The organism is Streptomyces sp. NBC_00224 (assembly GCF_041435195.1).
In the GTDB taxonomy this organism is placed as follows: Bacteria; Actinomycetota; Actinomycetes; order Streptomycetales; family Streptomycetaceae; genus Streptomyces.
The window spans coordinates 1337618-1355786 of record NZ_CP108106.1; the positions used below are offsets into that span (position 1 = coordinate 1337618).

Sequence of the window (18169 nt, forward strand, 5' to 3'; positions counted from 1 at the left end):
TACGCCGGGATCGCGCCTGGCTCGATCTAACCAGCTTCGGGCAGCGGCGTCGCCCCTCATGACGGAAGACGGGCGCGGGCAATGCCCCGGCATTCGCACGGCCTGGCACCCAAAGTCATCCCTCACACACGCCACGAAGTTCTCGGAAATTCCGCTCCGCCGCATGCATACGGCCCGTTTCAGTGGAAATACGCTGCCACGGAATGGGCGGTGGCAGGGACCCGCATCCCGGCCTGCGCCCCATTCCTTTCGACGGCGAACCCTTTACCGTCCTAGGAGCGCAAGTCATGTCCACTCGCTGCGCCAATCGCCGCACGTATGACGACACACCGGATACCGATGAAGCGTTCGTACGGCTCGCCGCACTTCCGGACGGGCCCGAACGGGCAGCGCTGCGCGAAGAGTTGGTGAATTCCTGGCTTCCGCTGTCGCAACGGCTCGCCGGGCGTTTCCGCGACCGCGGCGAATCCGTGGAGGATCTGCGCCAGGTCGCCGCAGTCGGGCTGCTCAAAGCCGTCGACGGCTTCGATCCCGTCCTGGGCACGCCGTTCGTCGCCTATGCCGTCCCCACCATCACCGGCGAGATCAAGCGCCATTTCCGCGACCACATGTGGACCCTGCATGTGCCGCGCCGCGTCCAGGAACTCCGCAACCGCGTCCGCACGGCCCGCCACGAGCTGCAGTCCGCAGGAGTCGGCGAACCGACCGTCCGGGAAGTAGCGGAACGCACCGGCCTGAGCGAGACGGACGTACGGGACGGGCTGGAGGCCCTCGACAGCTTCCGCGCCATGTCCCTGGACGCCGAACAGGCCGGCGCGCGGAACCCCTGCACACTGGCCGACACCATCGGCTCCGAGGACCCGGCGCTCGACACGCTGATCGACCGCGAGTCCGTCAAGCCCGGTCTGCGCGAACTCCCCGCCCGCGACCGGAAGATCCTCTATCTGCGCTACTTCCAGGGCATGACACAGAAGAACATCGGCCTCGAACTCGGCATCTCCCAGATGCACGTGTGCCGTCTGCTGCATCAGTGCTGCACGCGCCTGCGCGAGGAGGCGATGTGCCCGGCGCCGGGCGAGGCCGCGTGCGGTGAGCGGTGAAGCGGGTGAGCACGCGGCGTGGCCGCCCGGGCTCTGGGCTCGGGCGGCCACGCTGAAGCATGCTGCTCTGTGTCCTGCTGGATCTCTGTGTCCTGCCGGATCTGTGTCCTGCCGGATGGTCGTGATCGTGATGCCGACGTCAGACGACCGGCGGGCGGCCGCTGTAGTAGCCACCGACCTGATCGTGGTAGCCGGCGTCCCCGAGGTGCTTTTCCCTGTCGAACTCGGGGGCGGCCTTGATCTGGGCCTTCGTACGGTCCACGTAGACCTTCTTCTCGGCCGCGTCGAGCCGCGTCACCGTACCGGCGGGCAGCAGCACGTGCTTGCCGAAGATCCAGACGCCGGTGTCGACCACGATGTACGCGGAGCCGACCTCGTCCGAGTGCTTGTCGACCTTGCCGATGCTCCCGTCGGTGGCCTCGACGCTCCAGCCCCGCAGATCCGCACCCGCGAGATGGCCACTGGTTTCCGGGTAGCCCCAGATGTTCTCCGTCATGAAATGTCATTCCTTTCTTGACTGTGCACGGAAGAGCGTCGCCGTGTAAATCACTCGGTGACGCTCTCTTCCGACGGGCCGGGTGCCCGAGTTCTTCCGGCCGACACATTGCGTTTTCAGCCCTTGCGGAACCTCCCGCTCGGAAGACCGCTACCAGCGATACCAGCGGCCGGATCCGCCCCTGGGCCGGGCGACGAAGCCGATGAGCCACAGGACCAGTACAGCGATCGCGAACCACCACAGGATTTTCACTGCGAAGCCGGCGCCGAAGAGGATCAGGACCAGCAGGAGAACGAGGAGCAAAGCGACCATGGCAATCAACCTCCAGCTCTCCGTGTGCCCCCATCGGGCGGCCACACACATTTCAGGAGACGATTTATCGGTGGACCATTTCCGGTGGCCGTGCCGCGCTCATTCAGGCACGCGTTCAAGGGAATGGGGAGGCTTCTGGGGGGTATCCCACCGCAGGGCTGCCGATGCCCGGAGGGACGGGACGAGATCATGCCGCAGACCGTTGTGATCACCGGCGCCAGCGCCGGGGTCGGCCGCGCCACCGCCCGGCTGTTCGCGCGGCGCGGAGCCAACATCGCGCTCCTCGCACGCGGCCGGGCGGGGCTCGACGCCGCCGCCGGGGAGGTCGAAGAGGCCGGCGGGCGAGCCCTGGTGCTGCCCACCGACGTCGCTCACCACCAGGAGGTGGAGAAGGCGGCGGAGCTGACCGAGGCCGAGTTCGGTCCGATCGACGTATGGATCAACGTCGCCTTCACCTCCGTCTTCGCGCCCTTCACCGAGATCGGGCCGGAGGAGTTCCAGCGCGTCACGGACGTGGCGTATCTGGGCTTCGTCAACGGCACCCGCGCCGCCCTCGACCGGATGGTCCCGCGTGACCGGGGAGCCGTCGTCCAGGTCGGCTCGGCCCTCGGCGAGCGGTCCATTCCGCTCCAGTCGGCCTACTGCGGCGCGAAGCACGCCGTCAACGGCTTCACCTCGTCGCTGCGCACCGAACTCCTGCACAACGGCAGCCACGTGCGCACCACCGTGGTGCAGCTGCCCGCGGTCAACACCCCGCAGTTCTCCTGGGTGAGCTCACGGCTACCCGAGCACCCCCAGCCGGTGCCACCGATCTACCAGCCCGAGGTCGTCGCCCGGACCATCGTGCACGCGGTGGACCACCCCCGCCGCAAGCAGTACTACGTGGGCGCCTCCACGGTCGCGACCCTCTGGGCCAACCGGCTCGCCCCGGCCGCACTCGACCGCTATCTGGCCCGTACGGGCTACTCGGCGCAGCAGACCGACTCCCCCGCGCCCGTCACCGGGCCCGGCAACCTGTGGCAGCCCCTCGACGACCGTCCGGGCGACGACCACGGCGCCCACGGCGCCTTCGACGAGCGTTCGACGCCGTGCTCCGCCCAGGCGGCCCTCGCCCGCCACCCGGCGCTCACCGCGGGCGCGGGCGCCCTGGCCGCGGCGGCCGTGCTGCGCCGGGCGAGCGCACGCCGCACGGGCGGCTGAGCCGACCAGCCCGTACGGTCGGAGCGAGGCAGGGCGGCCCGGAAGGCGGCACGGTATGACGCGCGCGGCGATCTTCGACGTCGACGGCACTCTCGTCGACACCAATCATCTGCATGTGGTCTGTTGGTGGGAGGCGTTCCGGCAGGCCGGCCACGAGGTGGCGACGCATGCCGTCCACCGGGCGGTCGGGCTGCCCTCGGAGGACCTGATCGCGCATCTGCTGGGCGAGGACCGCGACAAAGACGAGGACTCCGACCTCAGCTCCGCGCACACGACCCTGTACGCCACGTACTTCGAGCGGCTCGCCCCCATCGCGGGCGCCGCGGACCTGCTGCGGGCGCTGGACGGGCGTGGCTGGCGGGTGGTCCTCGCCACCTCGGCGGGCGGCGCCGAACTGGGCGCGCTGCGCAAGGCCATCGACGCCGACGACGTGATCGCCGGGGTGGCCTCCGCGGACGACGTCGAGTCCGGGAAACCGGCCCCCGACCCCGTCCAGCATGCGCTGGAGCTGGTCGACGGGGACGCCGGGTCGTCGGTGTTCGTCGGCGACACGGTCTGGGACATGAAGGCGGCGGCCAAGGCCGGGGTGCGTCCTGTGGGGGTGCTGGCGGGCGGCATCCCGCGCGGCGATCTGGAAGAGGCGGGCGCGGTGGCCGTCTACGACGACCCGGCGGCGCTGCTGGCGGCGCTCGACGACAGCCCGGTGGCGGAGCTGGAGCGCCACGGCTGAGCGGCGGCACGGCTCGCGGACATACGCGTATGTCCGCGGCCTGCTCCTACCGCCCCCGAAGCCGCAGTTGCAGATCCACTTCCTGGTCGCCCGAGGCCGCCGATGCCACTCTGCCCGCGTTCCCGGGCCCCCGCCTCTCCCCGCCATCGCGTCAGGCGTCGCCGCCCGCGCCGGGCCGGTCCTCCCGGTGCCTGCTGCCCGGCAGCATCTCCTGCACCTTCGCCTTCAGCCCCTGCCGGATCATGCCGACCCGGTCGCTGTCGCCCTTCACGATCGAGGCGGCCGCGGCCTCGATCTGGTCGAGGGAGGCGTGCGGCGGGATCGGCGGCACCGCCGGGTCGGTGCGGAACTCGACGACGAACGGCCGGTCCGCGTCGAGCGCCCGGCGCCAGGCCCCCTCGACGTCGCCGGGCTTCTCCACCCGTACCCCGTCCAGCCCGATGGAGCGCGCGAAGTCCGCGTACGGCACATCGGGCAGCTCCTGCGACGGCAGGAACTGCGGGGCACCGGACATGGCGCGCATCTCCCAGGTGACCTGGTTGAGGTCCTGGTTGTTGAGCACGGCGACGACCAGACGGGGGTTCTCCCACTCGCGCCAGTACTTGGACACGGTGATCAGCTCCGCGAGCCCGTTCATCTGCATCGCCCCGTCGCCGACGATCGCGATGGCCGGGCGGTCCGGGTGGGCGAACTTGGCGCCGATCACATACGGGACGCCCGGCCCCATCGTGGCCAGCGTGCCGGAGAGCGAACCGCGCATCGTGCCGCGCATCCGCAGGTGGCGGGCGTACCAGTTGGCGGCCGAGCCGGAGTCCGCGGCGAGGATGACGTCGTCGGGGAGCAGCGCGTCGAGTGCGTGCACCACGTACTCGGGGTTGATCGGATCCGCGTCGACGGCCGCACGCCGTTCCATCACCCGCCACCAGCGGGCGGTGTCCTTCTCGATCTTCTTCCGCCACTTGTCGTGCTTCTTGCGCTTGAGCCTGGGCAGCAGCCGGGTCAGCGTCTCGCGGGCATCGCCGACTAGGTTCACCTCGAAGGGGTAGCGCAGTCCGACCATGAACGGGTCGATGTCGATCTGCACCGCCCGCGCCTGGTCGAGTCCGGGCAGGAACTGCGTGTACGGGAAGCTCGATCCCACCACGAGCAGCGTGTCGCAGTCCCGCATGAGCTCGTACGAGGGCCGGGTGCCCAGCAGGCCGATGGCGCCGGTGACGTAGGGCAGGTCGTCGGGGAGCGCGTCCTTGCCGAGCAGCGCCTTGGCGACGCCCGCGCCCAGCACGTCCGCGAGCCGCTCGACCTCGGCCCGGGCGCCCCGGGCGCCCTGCCCGATCAGCACGGCCACCTTCTCCCCCGCGTTCAGCACCTCGGCGGCCCTGGCGATCTCGCCGTCGGCGGGGACGGGAGCGTAGTGGGCGGTGCCGAGGCTGGAGGGCACCATCTTGAAGGCGTGGCCGGGCGGGGTGTAGTCGAGTTCCTGCACATCGGCCGGAATGATCACGGCGGTCACGGTCCGCCGGGCGGCGGCGGTGCGCATGGCCCGGTCGATGACGTTGGGCAGCTGCTCGGGGACGGTCACCATCTCGCAGTATGCGGAGGCCACGTCCTTGTACAGGCTCAGCAGATCGACCTCCTGCTGGTACGAGCCGCCCATGGCGCTGCGGTTGGTCTGCCCGACGATCGCGACGATCGGCACATGGTCGAGTTTGGCGTCGTAGAGGCCGTTGAGCAGATGGATCGCGCCGGGGCCGGACGTGGCCGCGCACACCCCCACCCGCCCGGAGAACTTGGCGTACCCCACCGCCTCGAACGCGGCCATCTCCTCGTGCCGCGCCTGGATGAACCGGGGCTTGTCGTCGGCCCGGCCCCAGGCGGCGAGCAGGCCGTTGATGCCGTCGCCCGCGTAGGCGAAGACATGCTCGACCTCCCACTGCCGCAGCCGTTCCAGAACGTGGTCGGAGACTTTCATCGACACGGGATGACCTTTCCAGGGGTGGGGACTCGGGAGCGCTCAGGGGGTGGAGGGGCGGTCGGCGGCTCTTTCCGGGTGGTTCGTGGGGAGTGGGCCGTCGAGGCCCAGGGCGAGTGCCTCGGCGAGGTGGAGTGCGCGGCGGCCGGTGCCGCCCTGCCCGATCTGGGTGCGGCAGCTGAAGCCGTCGGCGAGCACCAGCGCGCCGGGCGCGGTGTCACGCACGGCGGGGAGCACGCCCTGCTCGCCGATCTTCATGGACAGCTCGTAGTGGCCGCGTTCGAAGCCGAAGTTGCCGGCGAGACCGCAGCATCCGGCGTCCAGGACGTCGGCGTCGAGGCCGCTGCGGCGCATCAGCTCGCGGTCGGCGTCGTCCTTCAGCACCGCGTGCTGGTGGCAGTGGGTCTGCACGGTGGCGGCCCGGCTCACCGTGGGCGGGCGCCAGCCGTCCGAGGCGTGGTTGACCAACTGCTCGGAGAACGTGCGGAACTGCCCGGCGAGACGGTGTACGTCCTCGTCGTCCGGCATCAGGTCGGGCGCGTCGGCGCGGAACACCGCGGTGCACGAGGGCTCCAGGCCGATGACCGGGGTGCCCGCCTCGATCCACGGGCGCAGTACGTGCACGCTGCGGCGCAACACCCGTTTCGCGACGCCGAGTTGGCCCGTCGAGATCCAGGTGAGGCCGCAGCACACCGGGCGGCTCGGCACGGCGACCCGGAAGCCGGCGTCCTCCAGGACCTCTACGGCGGAGCGGGCGACCGACGGATGGAAGTACGTGCTGAAGGTGTCCGGCCACAGCACCACGGCCCGCGGATCGCCGGGGAGGGGTTCGACCGTGGCCCGGGCCCGCCACCACTGGAGGAACGACTGCCCGGCGAAGGCGGGCACCTCGCGCTCGGCCGCGACCCCGGCCATACGTTTGCCTGCCCGGCCGAGCACCGGGACCCGCAGCAGCGCGTTGACCGCGCCGGGGCCGATCCGGGAGAGCCGTGCCCACAGCGGCAGCCAGCCCAGCGCGTAGTGCGCGGCCGGGCGCAGCCGACGGGCGTAGTGGTGGGAGAGGAACTCGGCCTTGTAGGTGGCCATGTCGACACCGGTCGGGCAGTCGGACTTGCAGCCCTTGCAGGCCAGACAGAGGTCGAGGGCGTCGCGTACGGCGGTGGAGCGCCAGCCGTCGGTGAGGGGTGTGTCGGTGTGTCCGCCGAGCATCTCGAAGAGCAGCCGGGCACGGCCGCGCGTGGAGTGCTCCTCCTCGCCGGTGGCACGGAACGAAGGACACATCACTCCGCCGGTACGGGTGCGGCAGTGAGGACCTCCAGGCGTCGCTTCCCGTACGCCTGGGCCGAGGCGCCGCACGAGTTGTTGCCGATCATGCCGCCCAGCGAGCAGTGGTTGTGGGTGGCGGGTCTGGGCCCGAACTTCAGCCGGTGGGGCGCCAGTCGGCGGTTGAGTTCGTCCAGTACGAGACCGGGCTCGACGACGCACGTACGCCGCTCGGGGTCCACGGAGACGAGCCGGTGGCAGTACTTGGTCCAGTCGACGACCACGGCCGTGTTGGTGCACTGCCCGCCCAGACTGGTTCCGCCACCTCGCGAGAGCACCGGGGCGTCGTACTCCCGGCACACCGCGATCGCCGCGACCGCGGCCTCGACCGTGTGCGGCACCACGACGCCGATCGGCACCTGGCGGTAGTTGGAGGCGTCGGTGGCGTAGGCCGCGCGGCTGCCCGGGTCGAAGCGCACCTCGCCGTCCACCCGGTCGCGCAGCGCCCGCTCCAGCGAGGGACGGTCCTGCCGCACACCGTCACGTGGAGCCGTCCCGCCGGTCGTCCCCATGGAAAACCCTCTCCGTCGAACCACTGCGGCACCGGCCGGGCTGCCACGGGCCCGACCGACGCGCTTGCGCCGGTACCCCTGTGCGGGCGCCTCACACGGTCGCGGGGTGGATGTTTTCTTTCACGCCCACCGGTCACCCGGCGTGCACCAGCACGCCCGAAGGAGCGGCCATGACCGAGTGCGGCTACTTTCCGTCGAGCGAGGCACCCGCCCGCCGAGCTGGTCGAACAGGCCCGGATGGCCGAGCAGGCGGGATTCACGACGAGCCCGTGCCCATCGACGTGTTCGACTTCTACCGCACCAAGGTCCTGCCGCGGCTCGCACAGGAGCCACCGCTCGCTTAGGAGCCACCCATGAACTCCCTCATGCTCTCCCAGTCCCTCGCCGCGAGCAGCTCGTCCTCCTGGCTGTTCCTGATCGTGGGCATCCTTGTCGTGGCCGTGCTGCTCGCGGCCTTCTGGTACGGCAGCCGCCGGGCCGCGCGGCAGCCGAAGCCCCCGCAGGAGCCCCAGCCGCGCGCGGACTCCTGGCAGACGCCGGACACCGACGGGCCGCCGCAGGCACCGGAGGCGCCGGAGCACGACCACCGCGCGTAGCGCGCCGCGGGCGGGCGCGGGGGCGCGGGTCAGGCATCCTCCGCCTGGAACATCCAGGCGTGCTTCTCCAGCTCCCCGGTCAGGCTGATGAGCAGGTCCTGAGTGACCGGATCCGGCTTCTCGGTCGCCGCGATCCGCTCGCGCATGCGCCCGATCACCCTGCCCAGGGCGACCACCAGCACCTGCACGGCCTCGGTGTCCTTGATCCAGCCCTCCGGGACGGTGCCGATCGCGGAGGTCGCCGCCACGGTGGCGGCCCGGCCGTCCGGGGTGACACCGAGCGCGGAGGCGCGTTCCGCCACCACATCGGAGTGCCGACGTGCCGTGGCGACCACCTCGTCGAGCTGGAGGTGGACCGAGCGGAACCGCGGGCCGACCACGTTCCAGTGCACCTGCTTGGCCGCCAGCGACAGATCCACCAAATCCACCAGGGCACCCTGCAGCGCGGTCCCCACGACCTTCAGGTCGGCATCCGGCAACGAGCTCTTCACGGCAGCCACTGTGTTCTCCATTCCCTGTGTACGGATCCCGGTCCACGGGATGCGGGCGGGAGGCGTGCGCCGTCCCTACGCTGCGCCTTCCTTGAAACACGAGGGTCAAACTGGACGCAGGTCAGGGACCACACACACCGGCCACCTCCACACGGCACACCTCCCCGCACGCGACCCGCTGCCGTGGCGCCGAGCGCGCGGAAATACCCTGGTCCCCATGGAGCTCTCAGGACACATCGCCACCAACCGCCCGCTGCTCGTGCTGGCCGTCAAGGAAGAGGCGCAGTTCCTCGACACGGATCTGCCCGTCCTCCTCACCGGCATGGGCAAGGTGAATGCGGCGGGCGCGCTGGCCACCGTCCTGGGGCGCGGGCCGCACCCCTCCCGGATCGTCAACCTGGGGACGGCCGGGGCGCTGCGCCCGGGGTGGACCGGCACCCATGTCATCGGCTCGGTGCTCCAGCACGACCTGGACAGTGACGTACTGGCGGCGCTGACCGGCGAGATGTACGGTCCGCCGCTCGATGTGTCCGACCGGGGCGGGCCGACGCTGGCGACCGGCGACTCGTTCATAGCCGACGAGGAAGCACGCGCCCGTCTGGCGCTGCGCGCCCACCTCGTCGACATGGAGGGCTACGCGCTCGCGTCCGTCGCGCAACGGGCCGGGGTCCCCGTCGACATCGTCAAGCACGTCAGCGACGAGGCGGGCGAGGGCGCGGCCAGGACTTGGCGCGAGTCGGTGGCCGACTGCGCCCGCGTCCTCGCCGCCTGGGCCGAGGCGAACATCCCGGATTACACCGCCTGATCCCCGGCGGGGCCTCATGCCTCCAAGGCGGCCCCGCGACCGGCCATCGGCGGGTTGAGCCGGGCGAACCCCTCCTGGCGCTCGTACGGGTAGTACGGGTAGGGCGCGGTCCGGGTGCTCGCGGCGTCGAGGCGCGCCACCTGGTCGGCCGTCAGGCTCCAGCCGAGCGCGCCTAGGTTCTGCCGGAGCTGCTCCTCGTTGCGGGCGCCGATGATGACGGAGGACACGGTGGGGCGGCGCAGCAGCCAGTTGAGGGCGATCTGCGGGATCGTCCTGCCGGTCTCCTCCGCCAGCTCGTCGAGGGTGTCGACGACCCGGTAGAGCAGCTCGTCCTCGACGGGCGGGCCGTAGTCCGCAGTGCGGTGCAGACGGCTCTGCTCCGGCAGCGGCTGGCCGCGGCGGATCTTGCCGGTGAGCCGGCCCCAGCCGAGCGGGCTCCACACCACCGCGCCGACGCCCTGGTCGGCCGCGAGCGGCATCAGCTCCCACTCGTAGTCACGGCCCACGAGGGAGTAGTACACCTGGTGCGCCGCATAGCGCTGGTAGCCGTACCGGTCCGCCGTGGCCTGGGACTTCATCAGCTGCCAGCCGGAGAAGTTGGAGACGCCGGTGTAACGGATCTTTCCGGCCCGTACGAGGTCGTCGAGCGTGGACATGACCTCCTCGATCGGGGTGCCCGCGTCGAAGGCGTGCAGTTGGAAGAGGTCGATGTAGTCCGTGCCGAGGCGGCGCAGCGCGTCCTCGACGCTGCGGATGAGGCGCGAGCGGGAGGTGCCCGCGTCGCCCGGCCCGTCCCCCATCGGCAGTCCGGCCTTGGTGGAGAGGATCACCTCGTCGCGCCGCCCCTTGATCGCCGCGCCGAGCACCTCTTCCGAGGCGCCGGCGGAGTAGACGTCGGCGGTGTCGAACATGGTGACCCCGGCCTCCAGGCAGATGTCCACCAGTCGGCGCGCCTGCTCCGCGTCGGTGTCGCCCCAGGCACTGAAGAGCTCTCCGCGCCCGCCGAAGGTCCCGGCCCCGAAGCTCAGTGCCGGAACCATCAGCCCCGACGCGCCCAGCCGCCTGTATTCCATGACAGGTTCCTCTCCATACGCAGCCGGTGCGGTCGCCGGTCGGCAACCACTAACGGTTCTGCGGTTCCGTTAGGATGTGTCCACAACGTAGCAGACCCTCACCCGTTAATGGAACAGGAGTCCCGTTATGACTTCGGGAGACGCAGACCCAGGGACCCTCCGACCCGGCGGCCGGACCGCTCGCGTACGGGCCGCGGTGCTCGGCGCCGCCGGCGACGCGCTCGCGGAGGGCGGTCTCGCCCAGCTGGACCTCGCCGATGTGGCCCGCCGCGCCGAGGTCGGCAAGACCACGGTCTACCGGCGCTGGGGCACTCCGGCCGGTCTCGTCGCCGACCTGCTCGCGGACATGGCCGAGCAGTCGCTGCCGCGCACGGAGACGGGGACGCTCCTGGGCGATCTGCGCGCCAACGCCCGGCTCGTCCAGCGCACCCTGGCCGACGCCCGCCAGGGAGGCCTCTTCAAGGCGGTGATCGCCGCCGCGACCTGCGACGGCCAGACGGCCGCCGCCCTGCACCGCTTCTACGAGACGCGCGTCGAGGAATGGGCCGTGTGCGTCCAACAGGCCGTAGAGCGCGGGGAGTTGGCGGAGGGGACCGACACCCGCGAAGTGATCCGCGCGGTCTCGGCCCCCCTCTACTACCGCCTCCTGACGACCGGCGCCCCGCTCGACGAGGCGGCCGCGGACCGCGCCGCCGAGGCCGCGGCCGCCGCCGCACACGCGGGGGTGTTCACGACCGCGCAGGTCTGATGTGTGCGGCCGGTCGGTCGCGGACCCGTCAGGTGATCGTCCACTGCTGCAGCGCCGTATGGGCGTCGGCCTGCTGCGTCACCAGGCCGCCGTCGGAGCCCGACGACGTCGTCAGCAGCAGTCCGCTGTGCGCGTTGGCGATCGTGTAGGCGCCCGAGGCGAGTCCGGTGACCTTCCAGCGCTGGTTCGCACCGCCGGTGCACGTCCACTGGATCACCGCCGTGCCGGGTGCGGTGAGCCCGCCCTCGTCGTCGGCGCACAGGTTCGAGTAGGCGTTGACGAGCGTGTACGAGCCGTCGGGCTGCTGGGTGAAGTTCCAGGTCTGGTTGGACCCGCCGGTGAGCGACCAGGTGACCAGCCGGACCCCGGTCGCCTTGGACCAGTTGGGGTCGTCGAGCCCCTTGCCGGACACGGAGATGGTGTGCGGGCCGTTCAGGCTCGCCGGGGCCGGGCCGGTCGCGGTCAGGGTCAGCGTCTGCTCGGCGGCGGTGCGCGAGCCGCCGACGCCGCTGCCCGTCGTGTTGGTCCAGGTACGGGTCGGCGTGGTCTCGGCGAGGCGGGCGGTCTCCGACGACATGCCGAGCACCAGTCCGCTGTAGCGGTTGACCAGCCGGTACGCGCCGCTCCGCACACCGCCGGACGACACGTCCGGGACGACGAACCACTGCTGCCCGACCGTGGGGCCGCCCGATCCGGGCACGGTGGCGGACGGTGTGGCCGCCCAGGCTCGGCCTGCCTTGGCCGCGGAGTCGACGCCCAGCAGGTTCCCGGTGGCCGCGTTGGCGATCCGGTACGAGCCGTCGCCGTTGCCCGTGAAGGTCCACGCTTCCAGGTTCGCCCCGGTGGCGGAGGCCAGCGACGTGACCGTCGAACCGCCGGAGGTCTGGGCGAGCACCCGGCCGGATCCACTGCCGATGAGGTAGGCCTTCGCGGGGTCGACGGGCGGGGCGGCGGGCACGGACGAGCCCACGGTGACCTCCGCGTACTCGCCGTCGGAACGGGCGCACGCGATGGAGCAGTACGACCGGAAGGTCTTGCCGACGATCGTCGAGTTCGTCCGGTTCGCGGCGTCCACCATCCAGCGGTACCAGGACCCGGAGGTATAGCTGCCCGAGTCCCCGATCAGCCGCCACTTCTGCGTCGACAGGTCGTCGGTCACGTAGAAGCGCTGGGGCGCCGTTCCCGAGACGACCTCGGGCTCGCCGATGTAGAGGCCGAGGTGGGCGTCGTAGGCGATGTTCATGATGAACAGGTCCGACTTGGCGGGGAGTTCGCCCGCCGCGACCTGCTGGTCGACGGTTCCGCTGTTGGCGGGGTCGTAGTCGGCGGCCACGGGCGTGTAGCCGGTCGGGGCAGCCGCGGTCGCCGGCACCATGTTGCTCTCCAGGCCGCCCACACCGGGCTGCGACCAGGAGCCGTCGTACCACTTCGACCAGGAGCCGCTCGCCATCTTCGACGAGATCGGCGCCCGAGCGACGTGCGCCAGTCCGCCCGTGCTCCCGCCGACACCGCCCTTGGGGACGACCCGCGAGCCGTAGTAGACGTAGAAGTAGCCCGACGCCGGGTCGACGAACAGCCGCTGGTCGCCGTCGCCGTAGTTGTACGTCTGTTTGGGGAAGGCCGTCGAGTCGTTGCGGGTGGTGCCGTACGGCGAGGTGATGGCGTGGCCCAGGATGGTCCACACCTTGCCCTGGTTCTTGGAGACCGCGTAGTCGATGGCGTCGTAGTGCAGGCCGTCGCCGAAGGGTTGCGGGGTGAACTCGTTGTGCACCAGGCCGTACCAGTCCCCCGTGTCCGGGTCGGCCCACACCCCGACCAGGTCGCAGAAGTTCTTCTGGGAGTAACCCGAGCCCGAACCCGCCGACGTCGCCCGCACGCCGGTGGGGCTGTTGTTGCAGCGCCAGGTGGTGTCGTTGTTCCTGTCACTGGAGTTGGCCGGGTTCACGGCGTTGCTGATCGCACTCGACCGGGTGGCGTCGTCGAAGTCCGTACCGGTGTAGAAGTCCCAGTACCGGGGCTCGCTCGCGCCGTACAGCGCGGCGGACTGCTGGAAGTAGAACGTGCCGTCCTTGTCGATGTAGGAGGCGGCCGGGGTGTCGGTCGGGTACTTGTACGAGCTCACCGAACCGATCGAGACCGTGTACGTGGCGCCGGGCGCGGCCGCCGACGCCGGTTCCGGGGCCAGTACGACGCCGACAATCAGGGGGATGGCCGCGGCCGCTGCCGCGAGGGCTCTTCGCAGGCGTGACACAGGTCGTCGTCCTTTCTCTCCGAGGAGCGGTGACCCCGATCCCACTGCCGCGGACAGCCGGAGTACATGTGTTTTCGTCATCGCCTCTTGGGTTTTCCTTCACCGTCGCGGCCGGTTCCCGCGGACACTTCTGCGCGATTGCGCTCGATACGGCGACGTTTCGAGCATCTATTGACATGTGCGCGCCACTGCGCTGCACTGGTGCGCCACTTGCCTCGCAAGCCCCCTGCCCCTCTGATGACCAGGGATACGCCATGCGACTGCTCAGATTCCTGATCGCCGCGGTCTGCGCGCTGGCCGCACTCGCCCTGCCCGGCGTCGCCGCCGCGCCCGCACGAGCGGCCGCCGCACCCCCGCAGACCGTTCCGGCGCTGCGACAGTGGGCGGCCGGCTCCGGCACGTACACCTTCACCGCCACCAGCCGGATCACCGTCGACCCCGCCTACACCGCCCAACTCTCCGACGAGGCAGCCACGTTGGCGGACGACCTCGCCGCGCAGACCGGGCGGACCGTGGCCGTCGTCACGGGGACGCCCGCCGCCGGCGACATCGGGCTCACACTCGGCGACACCGCACTGCCCGCCGAGGGCTACCGGATGACCGTCGACCAGGCAGTCACCATCCGGGCCGGAACCGACACCGGCGCCTTCTACGGCACCCGCACGCTCCTCCAACTGCTGCACCAGTCCGTCTCAGTGCCCGCCGGGACGGCCGTGGACTGGCCCACCAAGCCCGAGCGCGGCCTCATGATCGACCAGGGCCGTAAGTTCTTCACCGTCGCCTGGGTCCGGCAGCACATCAAGGAGCTGGCCTACCTCAAGCTCAACTACTTCCACTTCCACCTGTCGGACACGTTCGGCTTCCGCCTGGAGAGCTCCACCCACCCCGAGATCGTCTCCGCCGACCACTACACCAAGCAGGACATCGCCGACCTGGTGGCGCTCGGGCAGAAATACCACGTCACCATCGTCCCGGAGATCGACACCCCCGGACACATGAACGCGGTCCTGGCCGCCCACCCCGAACTCAAGCTCAAGAACAGCTCCGGCACGGCCAGCGCCGAGTTCATCGACCTCTCGCTGCCCGGTTCGTACACCCTGATCAAGGATCTGATCAACGAGTACCTGCCGCTCTTCCCCGCCCGCTACTGGCACATCGGCGCGGACGAGTACGTCACCGACTACAACAGCTACCCCCAGCTGCTCAGCTACGCCCGCGCCCACTACGGCGCGAACGCCACCGCCAAGGACACCTACTACGGGTACGTCAACTGGGCCGACGCGCTGGTGCGGGCGGGCGGGAAGACCACCCGGATGTGGAACGACGGCATCAAGTCCGGCGACGGCACCGTCACCCCGAACGCGGACATCCTCGTCGAGTACTGGTACAACTACGGCCTCACCCCGCAGCAGCTGGCGGCGGCCGGACACACCGTGGCCAACGAGTCCTGGACTCCCACCTATTACGTCCTCGGGGGCGCCAAACCCGACACCAAGTGGATGTACGAGACGTGGACCCCGGACCTCTTCCAGGGCGGCAACACCCTCACCGACCCGGCCAGGAACCCGGGCTCGCTGATCCACGTGTGGTGCGACAACCCCAACGCCGAGACCGAGGACCAGATCGCGGGCGGCATCATGTACCCGCTGCGCGGCCTGGCCCAGCAGACCTGGGGGTCCCCGAAGCCGACGAGCAGTTACGCCTCGTTCACCCCGATCGTCGCGGCCGTCGGCCACAACCCCGCCTGGCCCGGTCTGGCCCAGCCGGGCAACCTCGCCCGCAACCGCCCCACCACCGCCTCCAGCAACGAGACCGCGAACTTCCCGCCCGCCTCGGCCACCGACGGCGACCCCGCCACCCGCTGGTCCAGCGCGTACACCGACCCGCAGTGGCTCCAGGTCGACCTCGGCTCCACCCAGAACGTCAACCGCGTGGTGCTCCGCTGGGAGGCCGCGTACGGCAAGGCCTTCCAGATCCAGCTCTCCGACGACGCCACGACCTGGCGCACCCTCTACTCCACCACCAGCGGCACCGGCGGTGTGCAGGACCTCACCGGGCTGTCCGGCTCCGGGCGCCACATCCGCCTGTACGCCACCCAGCGCGGCACCTCGTACGGATACTCACTGTACGAATTCGAGGTGTACGGCGGCCAGTTGAGCGGAACCCGCACCCTCACCGCGGGCGGCAAGGCGCTCGACGACCCGGCGAGCTCCGGCACGTCCGGCACCCAGCTGATCACCTGGACCCCGCACGGCGGGCCCAACCAGCAGTGGCAGCTGACCCTCAACGGCGACGGCAGCTACACGATGGTGAACGGCTCCTCCAAGCTCTGCGCGGACGTGGCCGGGAGCGCCACCACCGCGGGCGCCGCCGTAGTCCAGGCGACCTGCGCCGGCCGTGACAGCCAGCGCTGGCAGCTCACCGGCCTCGGCGGAGGCCGCTACACGGTCGCCAACAAGAACAGCGTGCTCCTGCTGACCACCGCTTCCGCCACCGACGGCGCCCTGGTCACCCAACAGGCGGCCAACGGCTCCGCGTACCAGCAGTGGCAGGTCACCTGAGCCGTGTCTCCAGGAGCCGGGGCCCCGGCTATGCCGGTCCGCGGGCGCGATCGCCTTGATGGCCTTCGCGGTAGCGGCCGGGTGTGGTGCCGAACTCCCTGTTGAAGGCGTGGGAGAAGGCGTACGGGGTGCCGTAGCCGATCCGGGCGGCGATGGCGGCCAGCGGGTCGGTCGTGTCGCGGAGCAGGGTCGCCGCGCGGGTCAGCCGCCACCAGGTGAGGTACGCCATCGGCGGGCGGCCCACCAGCGCGGTGAACCGGCGGGCCAGGGTGGGGCGGGAGACACCGGCCTCGGTGGCCAGCCGGTCGTTGCTCCACGGGGCGGCCGGGTCCGCGTGCAGCGCGCGCAGGGCGGTCGCCACCACCGGGTCGCCCAACGCGGCCGACCACGCTCCGGCCGTGCTCTCGTTCATCCAGGCCCGGATCATATAGACGAGCAGGAGGTCGAGCAGGCTGGGGACCGCGATGCCCGCGCCGGGGCGCGGGCTGCCGAGCTCGCCGCCCAACAGGTCGATGGCGGCGCGGAGTTCGGGGTGGCGGCCCACACGGTGCGGCAGATGGACGACCTGCGGCAGCTCCGCCATGAGCGGGTGGACACGGCTGTGGTCGAGCCGGTACTTCCCGCAGAGCACGTGGAGTCGCGCCTGCGTGTCGGCGGAAACGGCAGGCATGGGCCCCGAGGGCGGATACCCGTCACCGGACCAGTCGTCGAACGGCACCGCCCGTGCCACGGCCTCCGCGTCGACGGCGGAGTCCGCGAGCACGTGCCCCGCGCCGTGCGGCAGCAGCACCGCGTCGCCCACGCCGAGCGCGACCGGGGCGCCGCCGTCGGGCAGCAGCCAGCAGGAGCCCTCAAGGACGATGTGGAAACCGGCTCCGTCGTAGGGGGCGAGGCGTGTGCACCAGCTCCCGCTCGCCCGCACCCGGTTGGAGGAGGGCCGCCCTACCCGTACGGCCGAGATCGCATCACTCACCACATCCACCCCGGCAGCGTATCTCCCGGGCCGACGATGAGACGTACGCGTATCTGGATGAGCTGAACGGGCATTGAGAAGCTCATCTCCTGCGCCGTACGGTCGAGACATGAACTTGGAGAGCGAGCAGAGCATCACGCTGGGGGACGTCGAGGTAACCCGGGTCGTCGAGTGGCAGGGGCCGTTCGTGCCCGCCCGCGGCCTCGTCCCGGAGGCCGGGGCCGAGGTGTGGAAGGACAACGAGGACTGGCTGGCGCCCGACCACTGGGAGCCGGAGAGCGACACGGCGGTGCTCGCGCTCCAGACGTGGGTGCTGCGCAGCGGCGGACGGACCGTTCTGGTCGACACCGGGGTGGGCAACGGGCGCGAGCGGCCCGACTCGCCGCGCTTCCACCACTGGCAGGGCGACTTCCTCGGCGCTCTGGCGCGGGCCGGTGTGCGCCCCGAGGACGTCGACGTCGTCGTCAACACGCACATCCACAGCGACCACGTCGGCTGGAACACCAGGGATGTCGACGGGGAGTGGGTGCCCACGTTCCCCAACGCCCGCTATCTCCTCCCGGCCGCCGACGACTTCCACTACGGACCGGACAACTCGTACGCGAACGGCGTCCGCCGGGACGACCGGCTGCTCTACGAGGACAGCGTGGCGCCGGTCCACCGGTCCGGGCAGTCCGTGCTGTGGGACGGCTCGTACCGCATCGACGAACACCTCACCCTGGAGTCCGCCCCCGGCCACACCCCCGGCTCGTCCGTCCTGCGGCTCGCGTCCGGGACCGACCGGGCGGTCTTCGTGGGGGACCTGCTGCACAGCCCGGTGCAGATCCTCGACCCGTCCTGCAACAGCGGCTTCTGCCTCGACGCGGAGCAGGCGGCCGCCAGCCGCCGCCGCATCCTCGAACGGGCCGCCACCGAGCGGGAGTTGGTCGTCCCGGCACACTTCGCCGGGTCCGGTGTCGTCGAGGTCCGGCGCGAGGGCTCGGGGTTCGCCCTCGCGCCCTCGACCATCGGGTGAGGAACGGGCGGGCG

General features: G+C 71.0%; 15 protein-coding genes and 1 pseudogene. 8 read left to right on the plus strand and 8 right to left on the minus strand.

Annotated elements, in window-relative coordinates:
* Window positions 1-287 precede the first annotated feature (287 nt).
* Window positions 288-1100 carry a SigB/SigF/SigG family RNA polymerase sigma factor gene (locus tag OG965_RS05895; RefSeq protein ID WP_371649841.1) on the plus strand — a complete coding sequence of 271 codons (813 nt, stop codon included), beginning with the start codon at window positions 288-290 and terminating at the stop codon, window positions 1098-1100.
* A gap of 139 nt (window positions 1101-1239) precedes the next feature.
* Here the strand turns inward: OG965_RS05895 and OG965_RS05900 are convergent, their stop codons facing one another.
* Both OG965_RS05900 and OG965_RS05905 read right to left on the minus strand, forming a co-directional pair.
* Window positions 1240-1596 carry a PRC-barrel domain-containing protein gene (locus tag OG965_RS05900; protein WP_371649843.1) on the minus strand — a complete coding sequence of 119 codons (357 nt, stop codon included), beginning with the start codon at window positions 1594-1596 and terminating at the stop codon, window positions 1240-1242.
* 150 nt (window positions 1597-1746) lie between these two features.
* Entirely contained in the window at window positions 1747-1908 is a 162-nt protein-coding gene (locus OG965_RS05905) for a hydrophobic protein (RefSeq protein ID WP_371649845.1), read from the minus strand.
* 189 nt (window positions 1909-2097) lie between these two features.
* Here OG965_RS05905 and OG965_RS05910 point away from each other — a divergent pair, with 189 nt between their 5' ends.
* Together OG965_RS05910 and OG965_RS05915 are read left to right on the plus strand one after the other, a co-directional pair.
* A complete protein-coding gene (locus OG965_RS05910) occupies window positions 2098-3108 on the plus strand; it encodes an SDR family oxidoreductase (RefSeq protein ID WP_371649847.1) in 1011 nt (336 codons plus the stop codon).
* Window positions 3109-3163: 55 nt separating this feature from the next.
* The gene (locus OG965_RS05915; RefSeq protein ID WP_371649849.1) at window positions 3164-3838 is read left to right on the plus strand and encodes an HAD family hydrolase; all 675 of its coding nucleotides are present in this window, start codon (window positions 3164-3166) and stop codon (window positions 3836-3838) included.
* Between the two features lie 151 nt (window positions 3839-3989).
* Here the strand turns inward: OG965_RS05915 and OG965_RS05920 are convergent, their stop codons facing one another.
* On the minus strand, window positions 3990-5807 hold the full coding sequence (locus tag OG965_RS05920; protein WP_371656854.1) for a thiamine pyrophosphate-requiring protein: 1818 nt from the start codon (window positions 5805-5807) through the stop codon (window positions 3990-3992).
* Between the two features lie 42 nt (window positions 5808-5849).
* Window positions 5850-7642: pseudogene (locus OG965_RS05925) on the minus strand (FAD-binding and (Fe-S)-binding domain-containing protein).
* Window positions 7643-7995: 353 nt separating this feature from the next.
* Here OG965_RS05925 and OG965_RS05930 point away from each other — a divergent pair.
* Window positions 7996-8238, plus strand: coding sequence for a DUF6479 family protein (locus tag OG965_RS05930; RefSeq protein ID WP_371649851.1), 243 nt, complete (start codon window positions 7996-7998; stop codon window positions 8236-8238).
* A 29-nt stretch (window positions 8239-8267) separates the two neighbouring features.
* Here the strand turns inward: OG965_RS05930 and OG965_RS05935 are convergent, their stop codons facing one another.
* Window positions 8268-8738 carry a Dps family protein gene (locus tag OG965_RS05935; RefSeq protein ID WP_371649853.1) on the minus strand — a complete coding sequence of 157 codons (471 nt, stop codon included), beginning with the start codon at window positions 8736-8738 and terminating at the stop codon, window positions 8268-8270.
* 208 nt (window positions 8739-8946) lie between these two features.
* Here OG965_RS05935 and OG965_RS05940 point away from each other — a divergent pair, with 208 nt between their 5' ends.
* The gene (locus OG965_RS05940; RefSeq protein WP_371649855.1) at window positions 8947-9534 is read left to right on the plus strand and encodes a nucleosidase; all 588 of its coding nucleotides are present in this window, start codon (window positions 8947-8949) and stop codon (window positions 9532-9534) included.
* A gap of 14 nt (window positions 9535-9548) precedes the next feature.
* Here the strand turns inward: OG965_RS05940 and OG965_RS05945 are convergent, their stop codons facing one another.
* On the minus strand, window positions 9549-10607 hold the full coding sequence (locus OG965_RS05945) for an aldo/keto reductase (RefSeq protein WP_371649857.1): 1059 nt from the start codon (window positions 10605-10607) through the stop codon (window positions 9549-9551).
* Window positions 10608-10734: 127 nt separating this feature from the next.
* On the opposite strand from OG965_RS05945, the gene OG965_RS05950 reads away from it, so the two are divergent.
* Window positions 10735-11355, plus strand: a complete 621-nt coding sequence (locus tag OG965_RS05950) for a TetR/AcrR family transcriptional regulator C-terminal ligand-binding domain-containing protein (RefSeq protein ID WP_371649859.1) — start codon at window positions 10735-10737, stop codon at window positions 11353-11355.
* A gap of 28 nt (window positions 11356-11383) precedes the next feature.
* Here the strand turns inward: OG965_RS05950 and OG965_RS05955 are convergent, their stop codons facing one another.
* Window positions 11384-13606, minus strand: coding sequence for an RICIN domain-containing protein (locus OG965_RS05955; protein ID WP_371649861.1), 2223 nt, complete (start codon window positions 13604-13606; stop codon window positions 11384-11386).
* A 254-nt stretch (window positions 13607-13860) separates the two neighbouring features.
* Here OG965_RS05955 and OG965_RS05960 point away from each other — a divergent pair, with 254 nt between their 5' ends.
* The gene (locus OG965_RS05960) at window positions 13861-16167 is read left to right on the plus strand and encodes a family 20 glycosylhydrolase (RefSeq protein WP_371649863.1); all 2307 of its coding nucleotides are present in this window, start codon (window positions 13861-13863) and stop codon (window positions 16165-16167) included.
* 28 nt (window positions 16168-16195) lie between these two features.
* On the opposite strand, the gene OG965_RS05965 is transcribed toward OG965_RS05960, so the two are convergent.
* Window positions 16196-17149 carry a cupin domain-containing protein gene (locus OG965_RS05965; RefSeq protein WP_371649865.1) on the minus strand — a complete coding sequence of 318 codons (954 nt, stop codon included), beginning with the start codon at window positions 17147-17149 and terminating at the stop codon, window positions 16196-16198.
* Window positions 17150-17249: 100 nt separating this feature from the next.
* On the opposite strand from OG965_RS05965, the gene OG965_RS05970 reads away from it, so the two are divergent.
* The gene (locus OG965_RS05970) at window positions 17250-18155 is read left to right on the plus strand and encodes an MBL fold metallo-hydrolase (RefSeq protein ID WP_371649867.1); all 906 of its coding nucleotides are present in this window, start codon (window positions 17250-17252) and stop codon (window positions 18153-18155) included.
* The last annotated feature ends 14 nt before the right edge of the window (window positions 18156-18169 follow it).